The 14,319-nt window shown below is 71.3% G+C and carries 11 protein-coding genes; 6 read left to right on the top strand and 5 right to left on the bottom strand.

What is annotated here, in order from left to right:
• The first annotated feature begins 132 nt into the window (after positions 1-132).
• Together TNCT6_RS08655 and TNCT6_RS08660 are read left to right on the top strand one after the other, a co-directional pair.
• Positions 133-1,803, top strand: a complete 1,671-nt coding sequence (locus tag TNCT6_RS08655; RefSeq protein ID WP_141358239.1) for a sensor histidine kinase — start codon at positions 133-135, stop codon at positions 1,801-1,803.
• Positions 1,800-2,510: a response regulator gene (locus TNCT6_RS08660; protein ID WP_141358241.1), complete on the top strand. Its 711-nt coding sequence runs from the start codon at positions 1,800-1,802 to the stop codon at positions 2,508-2,510. The genes TNCT6_RS08655 and TNCT6_RS08660 overlap by 4 nt, the downstream gene beginning before the upstream one ends.
• Positions 2,511-2,799: 289 nt before the next feature.
• Here TNCT6_RS08660 and TNCT6_RS08665 read toward each other — a convergent pair whose 3' ends face one another.
• Complete coding sequence (locus TNCT6_RS08665; RefSeq protein WP_141358243.1) at positions 2,800-3,825, bottom strand: ATP-dependent 6-phosphofructokinase; 1,026 nt, start codon at positions 3,823-3,825, stop codon at positions 2,800-2,802.
• Positions 3,826-4,024: 199 nt separating this feature from the next.
• On the opposite strand from TNCT6_RS08665, the gene pta reads away from it, so the two are divergent.
• From pta to pyk, 3 genes are all read left to right on the top strand, one after another.
• Positions 4,025-6,100: a phosphate acetyltransferase gene (gene pta, locus TNCT6_RS08670; RefSeq protein ID WP_141358245.1), complete on the top strand. Its 2,076-nt coding sequence runs from the start codon at positions 4,025-4,027 to the stop codon at positions 6,098-6,100.
• Positions 6,101-6,189: 89 nt separating this feature from the next.
• The gene (locus tag TNCT6_RS08675; RefSeq protein ID WP_141358247.1) at positions 6,190-7,398 is read left to right on the top strand and encodes an acetate kinase; all 1,209 of its coding nucleotides are present in this window, start codon (positions 6,190-6,192) and stop codon (positions 7,396-7,398) included.
• A 108-nt stretch (positions 7,399-7,506) separates the two neighbouring features.
• A complete protein-coding gene (gene pyk, locus TNCT6_RS08680; RefSeq protein ID WP_141358249.1) occupies positions 7,507-8,937 on the top strand; it encodes a pyruvate kinase in 1,431 nt (476 codons plus the stop codon).
• Positions 8,938-9,040: 103 nt separating this feature from the next.
• Here pyk and TNCT6_RS08685 read toward each other — a convergent pair whose 3' ends face one another.
• From TNCT6_RS08685 to TNCT6_RS08705, 4 genes are all read right to left on the bottom strand, one after another.
• Positions 9,041-10,462, bottom strand: coding sequence for a hypothetical protein (locus TNCT6_RS08685; protein WP_141358251.1), 1,422 nt, complete (start codon positions 10,460-10,462; stop codon positions 9,041-9,043).
• Positions 10,452-11,063 (bottom strand): DUF6114 domain-containing protein, encoded by a 612-nt coding sequence (locus TNCT6_RS08690; protein WP_141358253.1) that lies wholly within the window; start codon positions 11,061-11,063, stop codon positions 10,452-10,454. The genes TNCT6_RS08685 and TNCT6_RS08690 overlap by 11 nt, the downstream gene beginning before the upstream one ends.
• Before the next feature lie 131 nt (positions 11,064-11,194).
• Positions 11,195-11,836 carry a DUF6230 family protein gene (locus tag TNCT6_RS08695; RefSeq protein ID WP_141358255.1) on the bottom strand — a complete coding sequence of 214 codons (642 nt, stop codon included), beginning with the start codon at positions 11,834-11,836 and terminating at the stop codon, positions 11,195-11,197.
• 646 nt (positions 11,837-12,482) lie between these two features.
• A complete protein-coding gene (locus TNCT6_RS08705) occupies positions 12,483-13,454 on the bottom strand; it encodes a tetratricopeptide repeat protein (protein ID WP_141358257.1) in 972 nt (323 codons plus the stop codon).
• 238 nt (positions 13,455-13,692) lie between these two features.
• Between TNCT6_RS08705 and TNCT6_RS08710 the strand changes: the two genes are divergently transcribed.
• Positions 13,693-14,310, top strand: a complete 618-nt coding sequence (locus tag TNCT6_RS08710; RefSeq protein WP_141358259.1) for a TetR/AcrR family transcriptional regulator — start codon at positions 13,693-13,695, stop codon at positions 14,308-14,310.
• Positions 14,311-14,319 lie beyond the last annotated feature (9 nt).

Consider the following 14,319-nt stretch of genomic DNA (forward strand, 5'->3'; position numbering starts at 1 on the left):
CCGGCGTGCGGCTCACGTCCGGGTGTAGGGGAATGCCGCGACTATCTCCCTTCCTGTGAGGGCGGTCACGCTTCCGTTCATTAAGTTCACGCCACATAGTTCACGCCAGAACGAAAGAGGCAGACTGGCGGCATGCGCATACCCGTCCTCCCCAGACCCCGCAGCCTGGCGGGCCAGCTGTTCGCCATGCAGGCCGTGCTGCTGGCGCTCGTCGTGGCCGGGTACGCGCTCTTCAGCTACGTCAGCGACCGGGGCCAGGCCGAGGAGTCGGCCCGGCGCCAGACCACGGCCGTGGCCCGCTCGATCGCCGACGCCCCCTCGGTCCTGGCGGCCGTCCGCACCTCCGACCCCTCGGCGGAGCTCCAGCCGTACGCGCTGAAGGTCCAGCAGGACACCGGCGTCGACTTCGTCACGATCATGACTCCGGGCGGCATCCGCTGGACGCACCCGGATCCGGACCAGATCGGGCGGCCCTTCCTCGGGAACATCTCCCGCGCCCAGCGCGGCGAGTCCTTCACCGAGACCTACACCGGCACCCTCGGCCCGTCCGTCCGCGCGGTCACGCCCGTCGAGGAGGACGGCCGCGTGGTCGGTCTGGTCAGCGCCGGCATCAAGGTGGAGGCGATCAGCGAGCGGGTCCGGGAACAGGTCATCGCCCTGTTCTCGGTCGCGGGCGGGATCCTCGCGCTCGGCGCCATCGCCACGTACGTCATCAACGCGCGTCTGCGCCGCCACACCCACGGCATGAACGCGTCCGAGCTCAGCCGTATGCACGACTACCACCAGGCCGCCCTGCACGCGGTGCGCGAGGGCCTGCTGATGCTGGACGCGCAGCACCGGGTGGCACTCATCAACGACGGCGGGCGGGAACTGCTGGGCGTGGGACGCGAGGAGGACGTGATGGGCCGGTCGGTGGCGGACCTCTGCCTGCCGGCCCCGCTGACGGGCGCGCTGCTGGCGTCCGAACCGCGGGTGGACGAGGTGCACCTGACCGACTCGCGTGTGCTGGTGGTCAACACCTCACCGGTGTCGGGCGGGCAGCGCCGGGGCACGGTGGTGACCCTGCGGGACGTCACCGAACTCCAGTCGCTGATGGGGGAACTGGACTCGGAGCGCGGCTTCAGCCAGGCGCTGCGCTCCCAGGCGCACGAGGCGGCCAACCGGCTGCACACGGTGGTGTCGCTGATCGAGCTCGGGCGGGCGGAGGAGGCCGTGGAGTTCGCGACGGCGGAGCTGGAGCTGGCCCAGGCGCTGACCGACCAGGTGGTCAGCGCGGTGAGCGAGCCGGTGCTGGCCGCGCTGCTGCTCGGCAAGGCGGCCCAGGCCAACGAGCGCGGCGTGGAGCTGGTGGTGTCCCCGGACAGCGGTCTGGACGACGGTCTGCTGCCGCGGAGCCTGCCGCCCCGGGACCTGGTGACGATCCTCGGCAACCTCGTCGACAACGCGGTGGACGCGGCGCAGGGGGGCATGCCGGCCCGGGTGACGGTCACGGCGTGCGCGGAGGACGGCGAGCTGGTGCTGCGGGTCGCGGACACCGGGCCGGGCGTGCACCCGGCCCACGCGGACCGGGTGTTCCAGCACGGCTTCTCCACCAAGCCGACGGGCCCCGGCGGGCGGGGACTGGGCCTGACGCTGGTACGGCAGGCGGTACGGCGGCACGAGGGGACGCTGACGGTGACGGAGGCCGAAGGGGGCGGCGCGGTGTTCGAGGCGCGGCTGCCCTTGACGCAGGGGACGGAGGACCACGTGACCCGCAAGGCCGTGTCCGGGGCCGAGCGCGGCCTGCCCGGAGGCGTGGCATGACGGACGGCGGGAGCGGGACGCAGCCGATCCGCGTCCTGGTGGTGGAGGACGACCCGGTCGCGGCGGACGCGCATGTGATGTACGTGGGCCGGGTGCCAGGATTCGTCGCGGTCGGCAAGGCGCACACCGGCGCCGAGGCCCGGCGGGCACTGGAGCGCACCCCGGTGGACCTGCTTCTGCTGGACCTCCACCTGCCGGACGTGCACGGACTGAAGCTGGCCCGGTCCCTGCGGGCGGGCGGCCATCACGCGGACGTGATCGCGGTGACCTCGGCACGGGACCTGGCGGTGGTGCGCGAAGGGGTCTCGCTGGGGGTGGTCCAGTACGTCCTGAAGCCGTTCACCTTCGCCACGCTCCGGGACCGGCTCGTGCGGTACGCCGAGTTCCGCGCGGCGGTCGGGGAGGTGGGCGGCCAGGACGAGGTGGACCGGGCGCTGGCGACCCTGCGCGCCCCGAGCCCGGCCGCCCTCCCCAAGGGCCTGAGCGCGCCGACGCTCCAGCGGGTGACGGACGCGCTGCGCGAGGCGGGGGAAGGACTCACGGCGGCGGGGGTCGCCGGGGCGGTCGGCATCTCCCGGATCACCGCCCGGCGTTACCTGGAGCACCTGGTGGACGCGGGCCGGGCCGTACGCAGCCCGTTGTACGGGCAGGTGGGCCGGCCGGAACTGGTGTACCGGTGGGTGCGGGAGAGCGGCGGGGACCGGTAGGGGGTGGCCGCACCCCTGCGGAGAGCTGCTGTGGAGAGCCGCGTGCCGGGGCGGCGCGGCCGACCGGCGGGGCCACCCACAACATCGCAGGCCGGAATCGCATGTCCGCGGGTGGCCTCGTAGGTCCTCGGGACCCGGTGGGGCGCCGGGGAACCCGTCCGGCGCGGGAGACGCGACCGCGGCAGCCGCACCGGACGCGTTCGCCGCCGCGGGCTCCGCGCGGGCCCCTTCGGGGGACCGGCCCCGCGCGTGCCCCATCGGAGAACGGCGCCGCCCGGACCACCGGCTCCTAGAACACCGACTCCGTCTCGTCCATGCGGTCCTTGGGGACGGTCTTCAGCTCGGTCACCGCCTGGGCCAGCGGGACCATCACGATGTCCGTGCCGCGCAGCGCGGTCATGTGGCCGAACTCACCGCGGTGGGCGGCCTCCACCGCGTGCCAGCCGAAGCGGGTGGCGAGGACGCGGTCGTAGGCGGTCGGGACCCCACCGCGCTGGACGTGGCCGAGGATGACCGGCTTGGCCTCCTTGCCGAGCCGGCTCTCCAGCTCGTACGCCAGGGCCGTGCCGATGCCCTGGAAGCGCTCGTGGCCGAACTTGTCGATCTCGCCCTTGCCGTAGTCCATGCTGCCCTCGGCCGGGTGGGCGCCCTCGGCGACGCAGACCACCGCGAACTTCTTGCCGCGGGCGAAACGCTCCTCGACCATCTTCACCAGGTCGGCCGGGTCGAAGGGGCGCTCGGGCAGGCAGATGCCGTGGGCGCCGGCCGCCATGCCGGACTCCAGCGCGATCCAGCCCGCGTGCCTGCCCATGACCTCGACGACCATCACACGCTGGTGCGACTCGGCCGTGGTCTTCAGCCGGTCCATGGCCTCGGTGGCCACGCCGACGGCCGTGTCGAAGCCGAAGGTGCGGTCGGTGGAGGAGATGTCGTTGTCGATCGTCTTCGGCACGCCCACCACCGGCAGCCCGGCGTCCGACAGCATGCGCGCCGCGGTCAGCGTGCCCTCGCCGCCGATCGGGATCAGCGCGTCGATGCCGAACCGGTGGATCATGTCCGAGGCGTTCTCGCAGGCCTCGCGGAGCCGGTCGCGCTCCAGCCGGGAGGAGCCGAGGATGGTGCCGCCGAGGGCGAGGATGCCGCCCACCGCGTTGAGGTCCAGAGCGCGGTAACGGCCGTCGAGCAGGCCCGCGTAGCCGTCCTCGAAGCCGATGACCTCGTCGCCGTACGTGGTGACCGCCCGGTGCACGACCGACCGGATCACCGCGTTGAGCCCCGGGCAGTCGCCGCCCGCCGTGAGAACTCCGATACGCATCCTGCTGTGTCTCCTGCTCGCTGTTGACACCGGTGATCCCGTCCGATTGTTTCATGTCCGGGAGGCGACCACGGCCTGACGGGCGCCATATCTACCGGCGGGGGTATTGTCAAGAGAATTCCGCTCACCCCGGTGGGCGTTTTTTGCAGGACGCCATCCCCGGCCGACGAGTGATCCCCCGAGGAAACGGAGAGCCCGCGTGACCCGCAGCGTGTACGTGACCGGCATCGACCGCGGTGACGGCCGACAGGTCGTCGAGCTGGGAGTCATGGAACTGCTGACCCGGCAGGTGGACCGGGTGGGGGTCTTCCGCCCCCTCGTCCACGACGGCCCCGACCGCCTCTTCGAACTGCTGCGCGCCCGCTACCGGCTCTCCCAGGACCCGGCGACCGTCTACGGCATGGACTACCACGAGGCGTCCGCCCTCCAGGCCGAGCAGGGCACGGACGAACTGGTGTCGGCCCTCGTCGACCGCTTCCACCTGGTCGCCCGCGACTACGACGTGGTCCTCGTCCTGGGCACCGACTACGCCGACACGCAGCTCCCGGACGAGCTGTCCCTCAACGCCCGGCTCGCCAACGAGTTCGGGGCCTCCGTCCTGCCGGTCGTGGGCGGCCGCAGGCAGAACGCCGAGTCGGTGCTCGCCGAGACCCGCAACGCCTACCGCGCCTACGACGGCCTGGGCTGCGACGTGCTGGCCATGGTCACCAACCGGGTCGCCCGCGAGGACCGCGACGAGATCGCCGAGCGGCTGGCCGGCCGGCTGCCGGTGCCCTGCTGGGTGGTGCCCGACGAACCGGCCCTGTCCGCGCCCACGGTCGCGCAGATCACCCAGGCCCTGGACGGCCGGGTCCTGCTGGGCGACGACTCCGGCCTGGCCCGCGACGCCCTCGACTTCGTCTTCGGCGGCGCCATGCTGCCCAACCTCCTCAAGGCGCTGACCCCCGGCTGCCTGGTGGTCACCCCCGGCGACCGCGCAGACCTGGTCATCGGCTCGCTCGCCGCGCACAGCGCCGGCACCCCGCCGATAGCCGGCGTGCTGCTCACCCTGAACGAGGCACCGCGGCAGGAGATCCTCACCCTGGCCGGCCGGCTCGCCCCGGGCACCCCGGTCGTCTCGGTGTCCGGCAACAGCTTCCCCACCGCCGAGCGGCTGTTCTCCCTGGAGGGCAAGCTGAACGCGGCCACCCCGCGCAAGGCGGAGACCGCGCTCGGCCTGTTCGAGCGGTACGTCGACACCGCCGACCTCAGCAAGCGCGTCTCCGCGCCCAGCAGCGACCGGGTCACCCCGATGATGTTCGAGCACCAGCTGCTCGAACAGGCCCGCAGCGACAGGCGCCGTGTGGTTCTGCCGGAGGGCACCGAGGAGCGCGTGCTGCACGCGGCGGAGGTGCTGCTGCGCCGGGGCGTGTGCGACCTGACGCTGCTCGGCCCGGTGGAGGGGATCCGCAAGAAGGCCGCCGACCTCGGCATCGACCTCGGGGACGCGCAGCTGATCGACCCGGCCACCTCCGACCTGCGGGACGCCTTCGCCGAGCAGTACGCGCTGCTGCGCGCCCACAAGGGCGTCACCGTCGAGCTGGCGTACGACGTCGTCTCGGACGTGAACTACTTCGGCACGCTCATGGTGCAGGAGGGTCTGGCCGACGGCATGGTGTCGGGCTCGGTGCACTCCACGGCCGCGACCATCCGGCCCGCGTTCGAGATCATCAAGACCCGCCGGGACGCCTCGATCGTCTCGTCGGTGTTCTTCATGTGCCTGGCCGACAAGGTCCTCGTCTACGGCGACTGCGCGGTCAACCCCGTCCCGGACGCGGAGCAACTCGCCGACATCGCCATCCAGTCGGCGGCCACCGCCGCCCGGTTCGGCGTGGAGCCGCGGATCGCCATGCTCTCGTACTCCACCGGCGACTCCGGCTCGGGCGCCGACGTGGACAAGGTGCGCGAGGCGACCGAGCTGGTGCGGCTGCGCCGCCCGGACCTGATGATCGAGGGGCCGATCCAGTACGACGCGGCCGTGGAACCGTCGGTGGCCGCCACCAAGCTGCCCGGTTCGGAGGTGGCGGGGCAGGCCACCGTGCTGATCTTCCCGGACCTGAACACCGGCAACAACACGTACAAGGCCGTGCAGCGTTCGGCCGGCGCGATCGCGGTCGGCCCGGTCCTCCAGGGTCTGCGCAAGCCGATCAACGACCTGTCCCGCGGCGCCCTCGTGCAGGACATCGTCACCACTGTGGCCATCACGGCGATCCAGGCCCAGTCGTCCGGCAACTGACCTCCCGTCGGCCGTGTGTGCCGGGGCCGCCGCCCCGGCACACACGGCCGCAGACCTCCACAGCTCCCGACCAGAAAGCGTCAGCGCTCGTGACCGCGACCCGCGTCCTCGTCCTCAACTCCGGCTCCTCGTCGGTGAAGTACCAGCTGCTCGACATGCGCGACGCGACCCGGCTCGCCGTCGGCCTGGTGGAGCGCATCGGCGAGCAGACCTCCCGGCTCCGGCACACCTGCCTGACCACGGGGGCCACCCGCGAGGAGAACGGCCCGATCGCCGACCACGACGCCGCGCTGAAGTCGGTCGCGGAGGAACTGGCCCGGGACGGGCTCGGCCTGGACTCCCCCGAACTGGCCGCGATCGGGCACCGGGTGGTGCACGGCGGCATGTTCTTCACCGAGCCCACCGTCATCGACAACGCCGTGCTCACCGAGATCGAGCGGCTGATCCCGGTGGCGCCGCTGCACAACCCGGCCAACCTCACCGGCATCCGCACGGCCATGGCGCTGCGCCCCGACCTGCCGCAGGTCGCCGTCTTCGACACGGCGTTCCACACGACCATGCCGGAGTCCGCGGCGCGCTACGCGATCGACACGAAGATCGCGGACCGGTACCGGGTGCGGCGCTACGGCTTCCACGGCACCTCGCACGGCTACGTCTCCCGGGCGACGGCGGAGCTGCTCGGCAAGGCCCCCGAGGACGTCAACGTCATCGTGCTGCACCTGGGCAACGGCGCGTCGGCCTCGGCGGTCCGGGGCGGCCGGTGCGTGGACACCTCCATGGGGCTCACCCCGCTGGAGGGGCTGGTGATGGGAACACGTTCCGGTGACCTCGACCCGGCCGTCATCTTCCATTTGCAGCGTGTCGGCGGAATGTCCATGGACGAGGTCGACACTCTCCTCAACAAGAGGAGCGGTTTGTTCGGCCTGTGCGGCGACAACGACATGCGGGAGATTCGGCGCCGGATGGAGGAGGGCGACGATGAGGCACGGCTCGCGTTCGAGATCTACATCCATCGGCTGAAGAAGTACGTGGGCGCCTATTACGCGGTACTCGGCACGGTGGACGCGGTCGCCTTCACGGCCGGGGTCGGCGAGAACGCGGCCTTTGTGCGGGAGGCCGCCCTCGACGGCCTGGAGGGGCTGGGCCTGGCCGTGGACCGCGAGCGGAACGCCGTACGCGGCGACGGGGCGCGGCTGATCTCGCCCGAGGGCGCGCGGACCGCCGTGGCCGTGGTTCCCACGGACGAGGAAATGGAGATCGCCACCCAGACTTACGCACTGGTCGGAAAGGACGGCTGAGCGCGTCCACGGAATTCCGGCCGGCACTCGACTGAGCGCGAAGGCGCCCATTTGTACCTTCCACCAGACGGAATATTCCGGAGCGAAACAAACCGATAGGATCGCCCCATGCGCCGTTCGAAAATCGTCTGTACTCTCGGCCCAGCGGTCGACTCCCACGAGATGCTCGTCGCCATGATCGAGGCGGGCATGAATGTGGCCCGTTTCAACTTCAGCCACGGAACGCACGCCGAGCACCAGGCACGGTACGACCGTGTCCGCGCCGCGGCCAAGGAGACCGGCCGGGCCATCGCCGTCCTCGCCGACCTCCAGGGCCCGAAGATCCGGCTGGAGACCTTCGCCGAGGGGCCGGTGGAGCTCGAGCGGGGTGACGAGTTCACCATCACCACCGAGGACGTCCCGGGCGACAAGCACATCTGCGGTACGACGTACAAGGGACTGCCGGCCGACGTCTCGCGCGGCGACCAGGTCCTCATCAACGACGGCAACGTCGAGCTGAAGGTCCTCGACGTCGAGGGCCCGCGGGTGAAGACGATCGTCATCGAGGGCGGCGTCATCTCTGACCACAAGGGCATCAACCTGCCCGGCGCCGCGGTGAACGTGCCCGCGCTGTCCGAGAAGGACGTGGAGGACCTGCGGTTCGCGCTGCGCATGGGCTGCGACATGGTCGCCCTGTCCTTCGTCCGCGACGCCAAGGACGTCTCCGACGTCCACCGGGTCATGGACGAGGAGGGCCAGCGCGTCCCCGTCATCGCGAAGGTGGAGAAGCCGCAGGCGGTGGAGAACATGCAGGACGTCGTGATGGCGTTCGACGGTGTGATGGTGGCCCGTGGCGACCTGGCCGTCGAGTACCCGCTCGAGAAGGTCCCCATGGTGCAGAAGCGCCTGATCGAGCTGTGCCGGCGCAACGCCAAGCCGGTGATCGTGGCGACCCAGATGATGGAGTCGATGATCACCAACTCCCGTCCGACCCGCGCCGAGGCCTCCGACGTGGCCAACGCGATCCTGGACGGGGCCGACGCGGTCATGCTGTCGGCCGAGTCGAGCGTGGGCGCCTACCCGGTCGAGACCGTCAAGACGATGTCGAAGATCGTCAGGGCCGCCGAGGAGGAGCTGCTCTCCAAGGGCCTGCAGCCTCTGGTGCCGGGCAAGAAGCCGCGTACGCAGGGCGGTTCGGTGGCCCGCGCCGCCTGCGAGATCGCCGACTTCCTGGGCGCCAAGGGCCTGGTGGCCTTCACCCAGTCCGGCGACACGGCCCGCCGACTGTCCCGCTACCGCGCGGTCCAGCCGATCCTGGCGTTCACCACCGACGAGTCCACCCGCAACCAGCTCGCGCTCAGCTGGGGCGTGGAGTCGCACGTGGTGCCGTTCGTCAACAGCACCGACGAGATGGTCGACCTGGTCGACCAGGAGCTGGTCAAGCTCAACCGCTTCGCCCCCGGCGACACGGTCATCATCACCGCCGGCTCGCCCCCCGGCGTCCCCGGCACCACCAACATGGTCCGCGTCCACCACCTGGGCGGCGGCTCGCGCGACTGAGACCGGCCGAGCGCACGGTCGATCGGCACACCACTGAGGGCGCCTCCTGCGAACAGGGGGCGCCCTCAGTGGTGTCGCGGCTCCCGGGCGGGACTCCGGCGGGTCAGCCGGTGGTGTACACGTGCATTCCGGGGACGTGCAGGTTGCCGCCGAACTGGGCCGCCTGGACCACTTCGACCTTGGTGAAGTAGATCAGCGGGATGTTCAGCGGCGGAGGGCTGTCCGGACTGAAGCAGACCGGGAGCAACCCGAACAGGTTGCCGCAGATGCTCTCGGTGTACATCACCGTGTCGCCGCCGCGGATCGTCGACGTCGAGCCCTTGGCGGCCTGCACGTGGTAGGTCTTGCCGGCCTGCTTGTCCTTCACCGTCTGGTGCAGGTCGCCGATGTCGGTGCCATCCGAAATGACGTACTTCAGCACCTTCTTGACGTGTCCGCCGGCCGTGCGGACCTCCACGATGCCCTGGTAGTCGGCGCCCTTCAGCAGCAGCGAACTGGCGTTCAGGTACCAGGGGTCGTCGGCCAGCAGCACCTTGTTGTCCACGCCGCCCACGGCGTCGGTGGCGGCCGGGCAGTTCTCCGGGTCCGTCGTGGAACTCGCCGACGGGCTGGGCGAGTCCGTCGCCGCGTCGGCCGCGTCACCGGCCGCCTCGCCGGCTGTGTCCTTGACGCCCTCGACGGCCTTCCCGGCCTCCCCGGCCGTCCCGGAGACCGCGCCGGTCGCGTCCTTCACGGTGTCCTTCACGGTGTCCTTGACCGTGTCGGTGACCTTCTGGGCCGTGTCCTCGACCGTGTCGGCAGCGTCGTCGCCGGCGTCCCCGGCCCCGCCCGCCGAAGGCGTGGCGGAGGCGGACGGGGTGACCCCGGAGTCCGCGGAGGCCTGCTTGCCGCCGGTGAGGACGCCTCCGAGCGCGTCACCGATGGTCCCCAGCAGACCGCCGCCGCCCGCGGACGCCGACGGGGCCGCCGTGGCGGCGCCTCCCGTGCCCGAACCGCCCGGCTTGCTCTGCGAGGCGGTGGAGTCGGGCTTGGGCGCGGCCTTGTCACCGGAAGCCGGATCCGGCGAGGGGGACGTGTGCGAGGAGTCCTCGTCCCCCTTGCCGTCCTGGTCCCCCTGCCCGTTCTGGTCCACCGGGTCCGTGGAGGACGTGGCCGAGGGGGCCGGCTGCGCGCCGGCGTCCTCGCCGTCCTCCGCGGGGTCACCGGCGCTCGCGGAGGCGGACGGCGCCGGCGAGGCCGAGGCCTTGTCCTGGGAGCCGTCCAGCGCCGCGACACAGTCCTTGTACTCGTCGGCCGTCAGGCTCTTGGCGGACGGCGTCGCCGCGTTGTTGTCGGCGACGGCGTGGGTCGATGTGAAGCCCATCCCCATGAGGACCGCCGTCGGCATCGCCGCCATGGCTATCGCCCTGCCGGCCGGCATGTGGAACCTGGTGAACAGCGGCTTCTTGGGTGCCGCGTGACGCGGCCCGGTTCTCACACGGGACTCCTCCACTCCCGTCCCGTGAGTCACCTCGTCAGCCGGCACTTTGCCTCCCGTTCGCCCCGTTGGCCGGGCTCGTTCCTGACAGGTCGTTCTCCCCCAGTGCCTCGAAGGCCTGGGAGGGACCCCCACCGCTCGCCGGGTCCACCGCGGGACCGGCCGGCATCGGGCCGTCCGCCACCGGGCCGGGCGCGGCCTCGGGGGCGCCGCCCCGTACCGGGCCGGCCTGCCCGGCGTCCTCCCGCGCGGGCGGTACGCCCTCCGCCCACGCCACGGCCATCGCGCCACCGATGAGCGCGAGTAGGAAGCCCAGGACGAAGCCGCCGAAGTTGGACACGGGGATGGACACCAGCGCCAGCAGGATCGCCGCGACACCCGCGAACACCCGGATGTGCTTCTGGAACCAGAGGCTGATGCCGAGGACGACGAGCAGCACGCCGATGATCAGAGACCCGGCCCCCGCGGTGGTGGCCATCGCCAGCGTCAGATGGCCGAGCTGGAGGTGGGCGTACGGGAAGTACATGATCGGAAAGCCGCCGAGCAGGACGAACAGACCGGCCCAGAACGGACGCGTGCCCCGCCAGGCGCGGAACTGCAGCCTCCGGCGGGTGAACTGGCCGGTTACGGCAGGAGTCTCGGCGCTCATGGAAAACAGCTCCCTGGTGCGGCGTTGCTGTGATGAGGGTGGTGCTTGGTCGGTGTGGGGGGTGTGTGAAGAGCTGGTGGAAGGTGGAACGGGCGGGGGCGCCGTCGGCTCCCCCGCCCGTCACCGAGTGCCTAGTAGCACTCCTTGGTACCTGTCGCCAGCGACATGCTGAGTCCGCTGAGCTTGAAGGTTCCGGCAGTCGTCGCCCACGCCGTCTGCTTCACGCCGGTCAGCGTGGCCGAGTCGGCCTGCTGAGCGAACCCGAAGGGGTTGGTCTGCTTGTTCGCGACCTCGCCCGGCTTGATGCCGGGACCCTTGACGGCGTCCTTCGCCGCAACACCGATGTCGATGTTGTTGAACGTGGCGTCGGCCTTGAGGTCGGCGACGTCGATGTAGAGGTTCTCGGCCTCGACCGGCGTCCTGCCGCCGCCCGCCTTCAGCAGCAGGCTCACGTTGCCGAAGGGCGTCTCGGTGACGACCGACTGGCACAGGTTGTTGATCGTGGCCGTCCTGAACGCCGAGACCGCGACCGGGTGGTGCTCGTCCTTGCTGCCGTCGAGGCTCTTCCCCGAGTCGATCGCGCCGTACTGGGCGAACCCCTTGCCCTCCAGCCTGTCGGCCGTCACCTTGAACGACTGACCGGACACGCTGAACGACGCGGCGAGGGCACCCTGAGCCAGGGCCACGCCTATCGCCGCCGTCGCGGCCACGCTGGGCACCATGACCACAGCGAACCGCTTCCATCTGGTCCCGCCACGCACTTGGGACTCCATATTTCCTCCTTCTCGGACGTACATCTCCTGGCCCGGCTCACCACCGGCCGGCGGCTCGGCCGGGCAGGGATGGGAGAAGTGCTACGTCCTCGGGAAGGAGAGCGCCCGCGCTCGGTGGCGCCAACCGCGCCCGAATCACCGGCGATCACCCCCGAGCGACAACCACTGGTCGCGCCTGACACGCATCACGCACAACCCTGCTGGACAGGCTTCGCCAGCCGGCGAAGACCCCCCTGCCCCAAGGGACGACGCCACTGCCGCCGGCCCTGCTCGGTGGGGACCCAGGCACCCCATGACCCGACCGGTTGCCGGGGTACGGGGACGGACCGAGCGTCGCCGATCGTGGTGCATTCTCGCCGCCCGCACAAGGGGGTTCGTTACTCGCTAGTAACGGCTGGATAACCGGGACACGACTCACCGGTTCCGAACGGCAACACTCGGTGGTAACAAAGGGCAGAACAAAACGGTTCACCTCTGGACGGATCCGGGCGGAACCACACCCTCGATTTACTGCCAGTAACAGCGGCCGCGATTACCAAGTTTCGGTAAAGCGCGGCCGCACTGACGGCTCCTCGGCCAATCTTTCACTCGGGCATCACATGCCGTGGCGTTTAACGACTGGTCAGCACAAGAGGGTTGGCCCGGATCAGAACAACGCCCTCGCCAACGCCCGACGCGCCCCCGTCACTCGCGGGTCCTCGGCGCCGACGACCTCGAAGAGCTCCAGCAGCCTCAGCCGCACCGCGTCCCGGTCCTCACCGGCGGTGCGCCGCACGGTGTCGATGAGCCGGCTGAAGGCGTCCTCCACGTGACCGCCCACCAGATCCAGGTCGGCGGCGGCGATCTGCGCCTGTACGTCGGCAGGCTTCCCGGCCGCCTCCTTGCGCACCCGCTGCGGGTCGAGGTCCTGCACCCGCTGAAGCAACTCGGCCTGCGCCAGGCCGAGTTTGGCCTCCGGGTTGGCCGGGTCGTCGGCCAGTACGTTCTTGTACGCCTGCACCGCGCCGCCCAGGTCGCCGGCGTCCAGGGCCTGCGAGGCCGCGTTCAGCAGCGCTTCGTACGGGCCGACCGGGGCCTGCTGAGCCGTCTGTGCGCCCGCCTCGGCGTCCGGGTCGACGGTCAGTCCGGTCAGTCCGAACCGCTCCTCGGCGACCTGCACCAACTGGTCCAGCGTCTGCCGGATCTGCTCCTCGCCCGCCGCCCCCTGGAACAGGGGCAGGGCCTGGCCCGCGACCACCGCGAAGACCGCGGGGATCCCCTGGACGCCGAACTGCTGCATCAGCAACTGGTTGGCGTCGACGCCGATCTTGGCGAGGAGGAAGCGCCCGTTGTACTCGACGGCCAGTCGCTCCAGGACCGGGCTCAGCTGCTTGCAGGGCTGACACCACTCGGCCCAGAAGTCGATGACGACGGGCACCTCGGCCGACCGCTGGAGGACATCGCGCTCGAAAGTGGCTTCGTCGACGTCGATGACGAGATCGGCCGGGGAGACCGCCCCCGCGCCGCCCTCCCTGGCCGCTTGGGCGCGCGCCTGTTCCGCCTTCGCCTTGGCCTCCTGGGCCGCCTTCACCGCGGCGAGGTCGACGACTCCGCTCATGGACATGTTCCGTGGCTGCATGCGTCCATCCTCCCCCGTTCTGCCCGCCTGAGTGAAAACCGCCGGGAAAGCCGTACTGCGCCGGGCGCCCGGTCCCCACCTGACACCCTGTGGTCATCGCTCGGACACGGGCTCGCGCCCGTGTTTCGCTACGACCCGTAGCGTAATGGCAGCGGACGCCCGCGCGGAAGCACACCGTGGTGATCTCTCTCACGACCGGACAGGAACCACTCGTTTTCGGTCCGGTTATGGTCATGGGATGCAGAGCCGCACCCCCGCCGCCCGCGCCGGCCGGCCGCGCAGCGCCGCCGCGGACGCGGCGATCCTGGCCGCCACCCGGGCGGCGCTGGTGGAGCTGGGCTGGTCCCGGCTCACCCTGGGGGACGTGGCCACCCGGGCCGGGGTCGCGAAGACGACGCTGTACCGCCGCTGGGCGGGCAAGAACGAACTCGTCGTCGACGCCGTCGCCGAGCTCTTCGACGAACTCCGCCTCCCCGACCGCGGCAGCCTCGCCGCCGACATCGAGGGCGTGGTTCTGCAGTTCGCGGCGATCCTGGCCCGGCCCGAGGCCAGGAGCGGGCTGATGGCCGTGGTCGCCGAGTCGACGCGCGACGAGGCCCTGCGCGAACGCATCCGCACCTCGATCGTGGACCGCCAGAAGCGCCTGGTCCTGGAGGGCCGCGCCCGCGCCCAGACCCGGGGCGAACTCCCCCCGGAACCGGACCCGGAGGAAGCCGCCCGCACGGTCGGCCTGATCTTCGACATCGTCGCGGGCGCGGTGGTGCACCGCACCCTGGTCAGCGCCGAACCGGCGGACGAGGAATGGGTGCGCGGCTTGACCCGGGTTCTTCTGACCGGGCTCGCGGCGGACGGCTGACAGAGGCGC

Source organism: Streptomyces sp. 6-11-2 (assembly GCF_006540305.1).
GTDB lineage: Bacteria > Actinomycetota > Actinomycetes > Streptomycetales > Streptomycetaceae > Streptomyces.

Coding starts and splice junctions, on each gene's coding strand:
- TNCT6_RS08655 (WP_141358239.1), top strand. CDS start 133: ATGCGCATACCCGTCCTCCCCAGACCCCGCAGCCTGGCGGGCCAGCTG.
- TNCT6_RS08660 (WP_141358241.1), top strand. CDS start 1,800: ATGACGGACGGCGGGAGCGGGACGCAGCCGATCCGCGTCCTGGTGGTG.
- TNCT6_RS08665 (WP_141358243.1), bottom strand. CDS start 3,825: ATGCGTATCGGAGTTCTCACGGCGGGCGGCGACTGCCCGGGGCTCAAC.
- pyk (WP_141358249.1), top strand. CDS start 7,507: ATGCGCCGTTCGAAAATCGTCTGTACTCTCGGCCCAGCGGTCGACTCC.
- TNCT6_RS08690 (WP_141358253.1), bottom strand. CDS start 11,063: ATGAGCGCCGAGACTCCTGCCGTAACCGGCCAGTTCACCCGCCGGAGG.
- TNCT6_RS08695 (WP_141358255.1), bottom strand. CDS start 11,836: ATGGAGTCCCAAGTGCGTGGCGGGACCAGATGGAAGCGGTTCGCTGTG.
- TNCT6_RS08705 (WP_141358257.1), bottom strand. CDS start 13,454: ATGCAGCCACGGAACATGTCCATGAGCGGAGTCGTCGACCTCGCCGCG.
- TNCT6_RS08710 (WP_141358259.1), top strand. CDS start 13,693: ATGCAGAGCCGCACCCCCGCCGCCCGCGCCGGCCGGCCGCGCAGCGCC.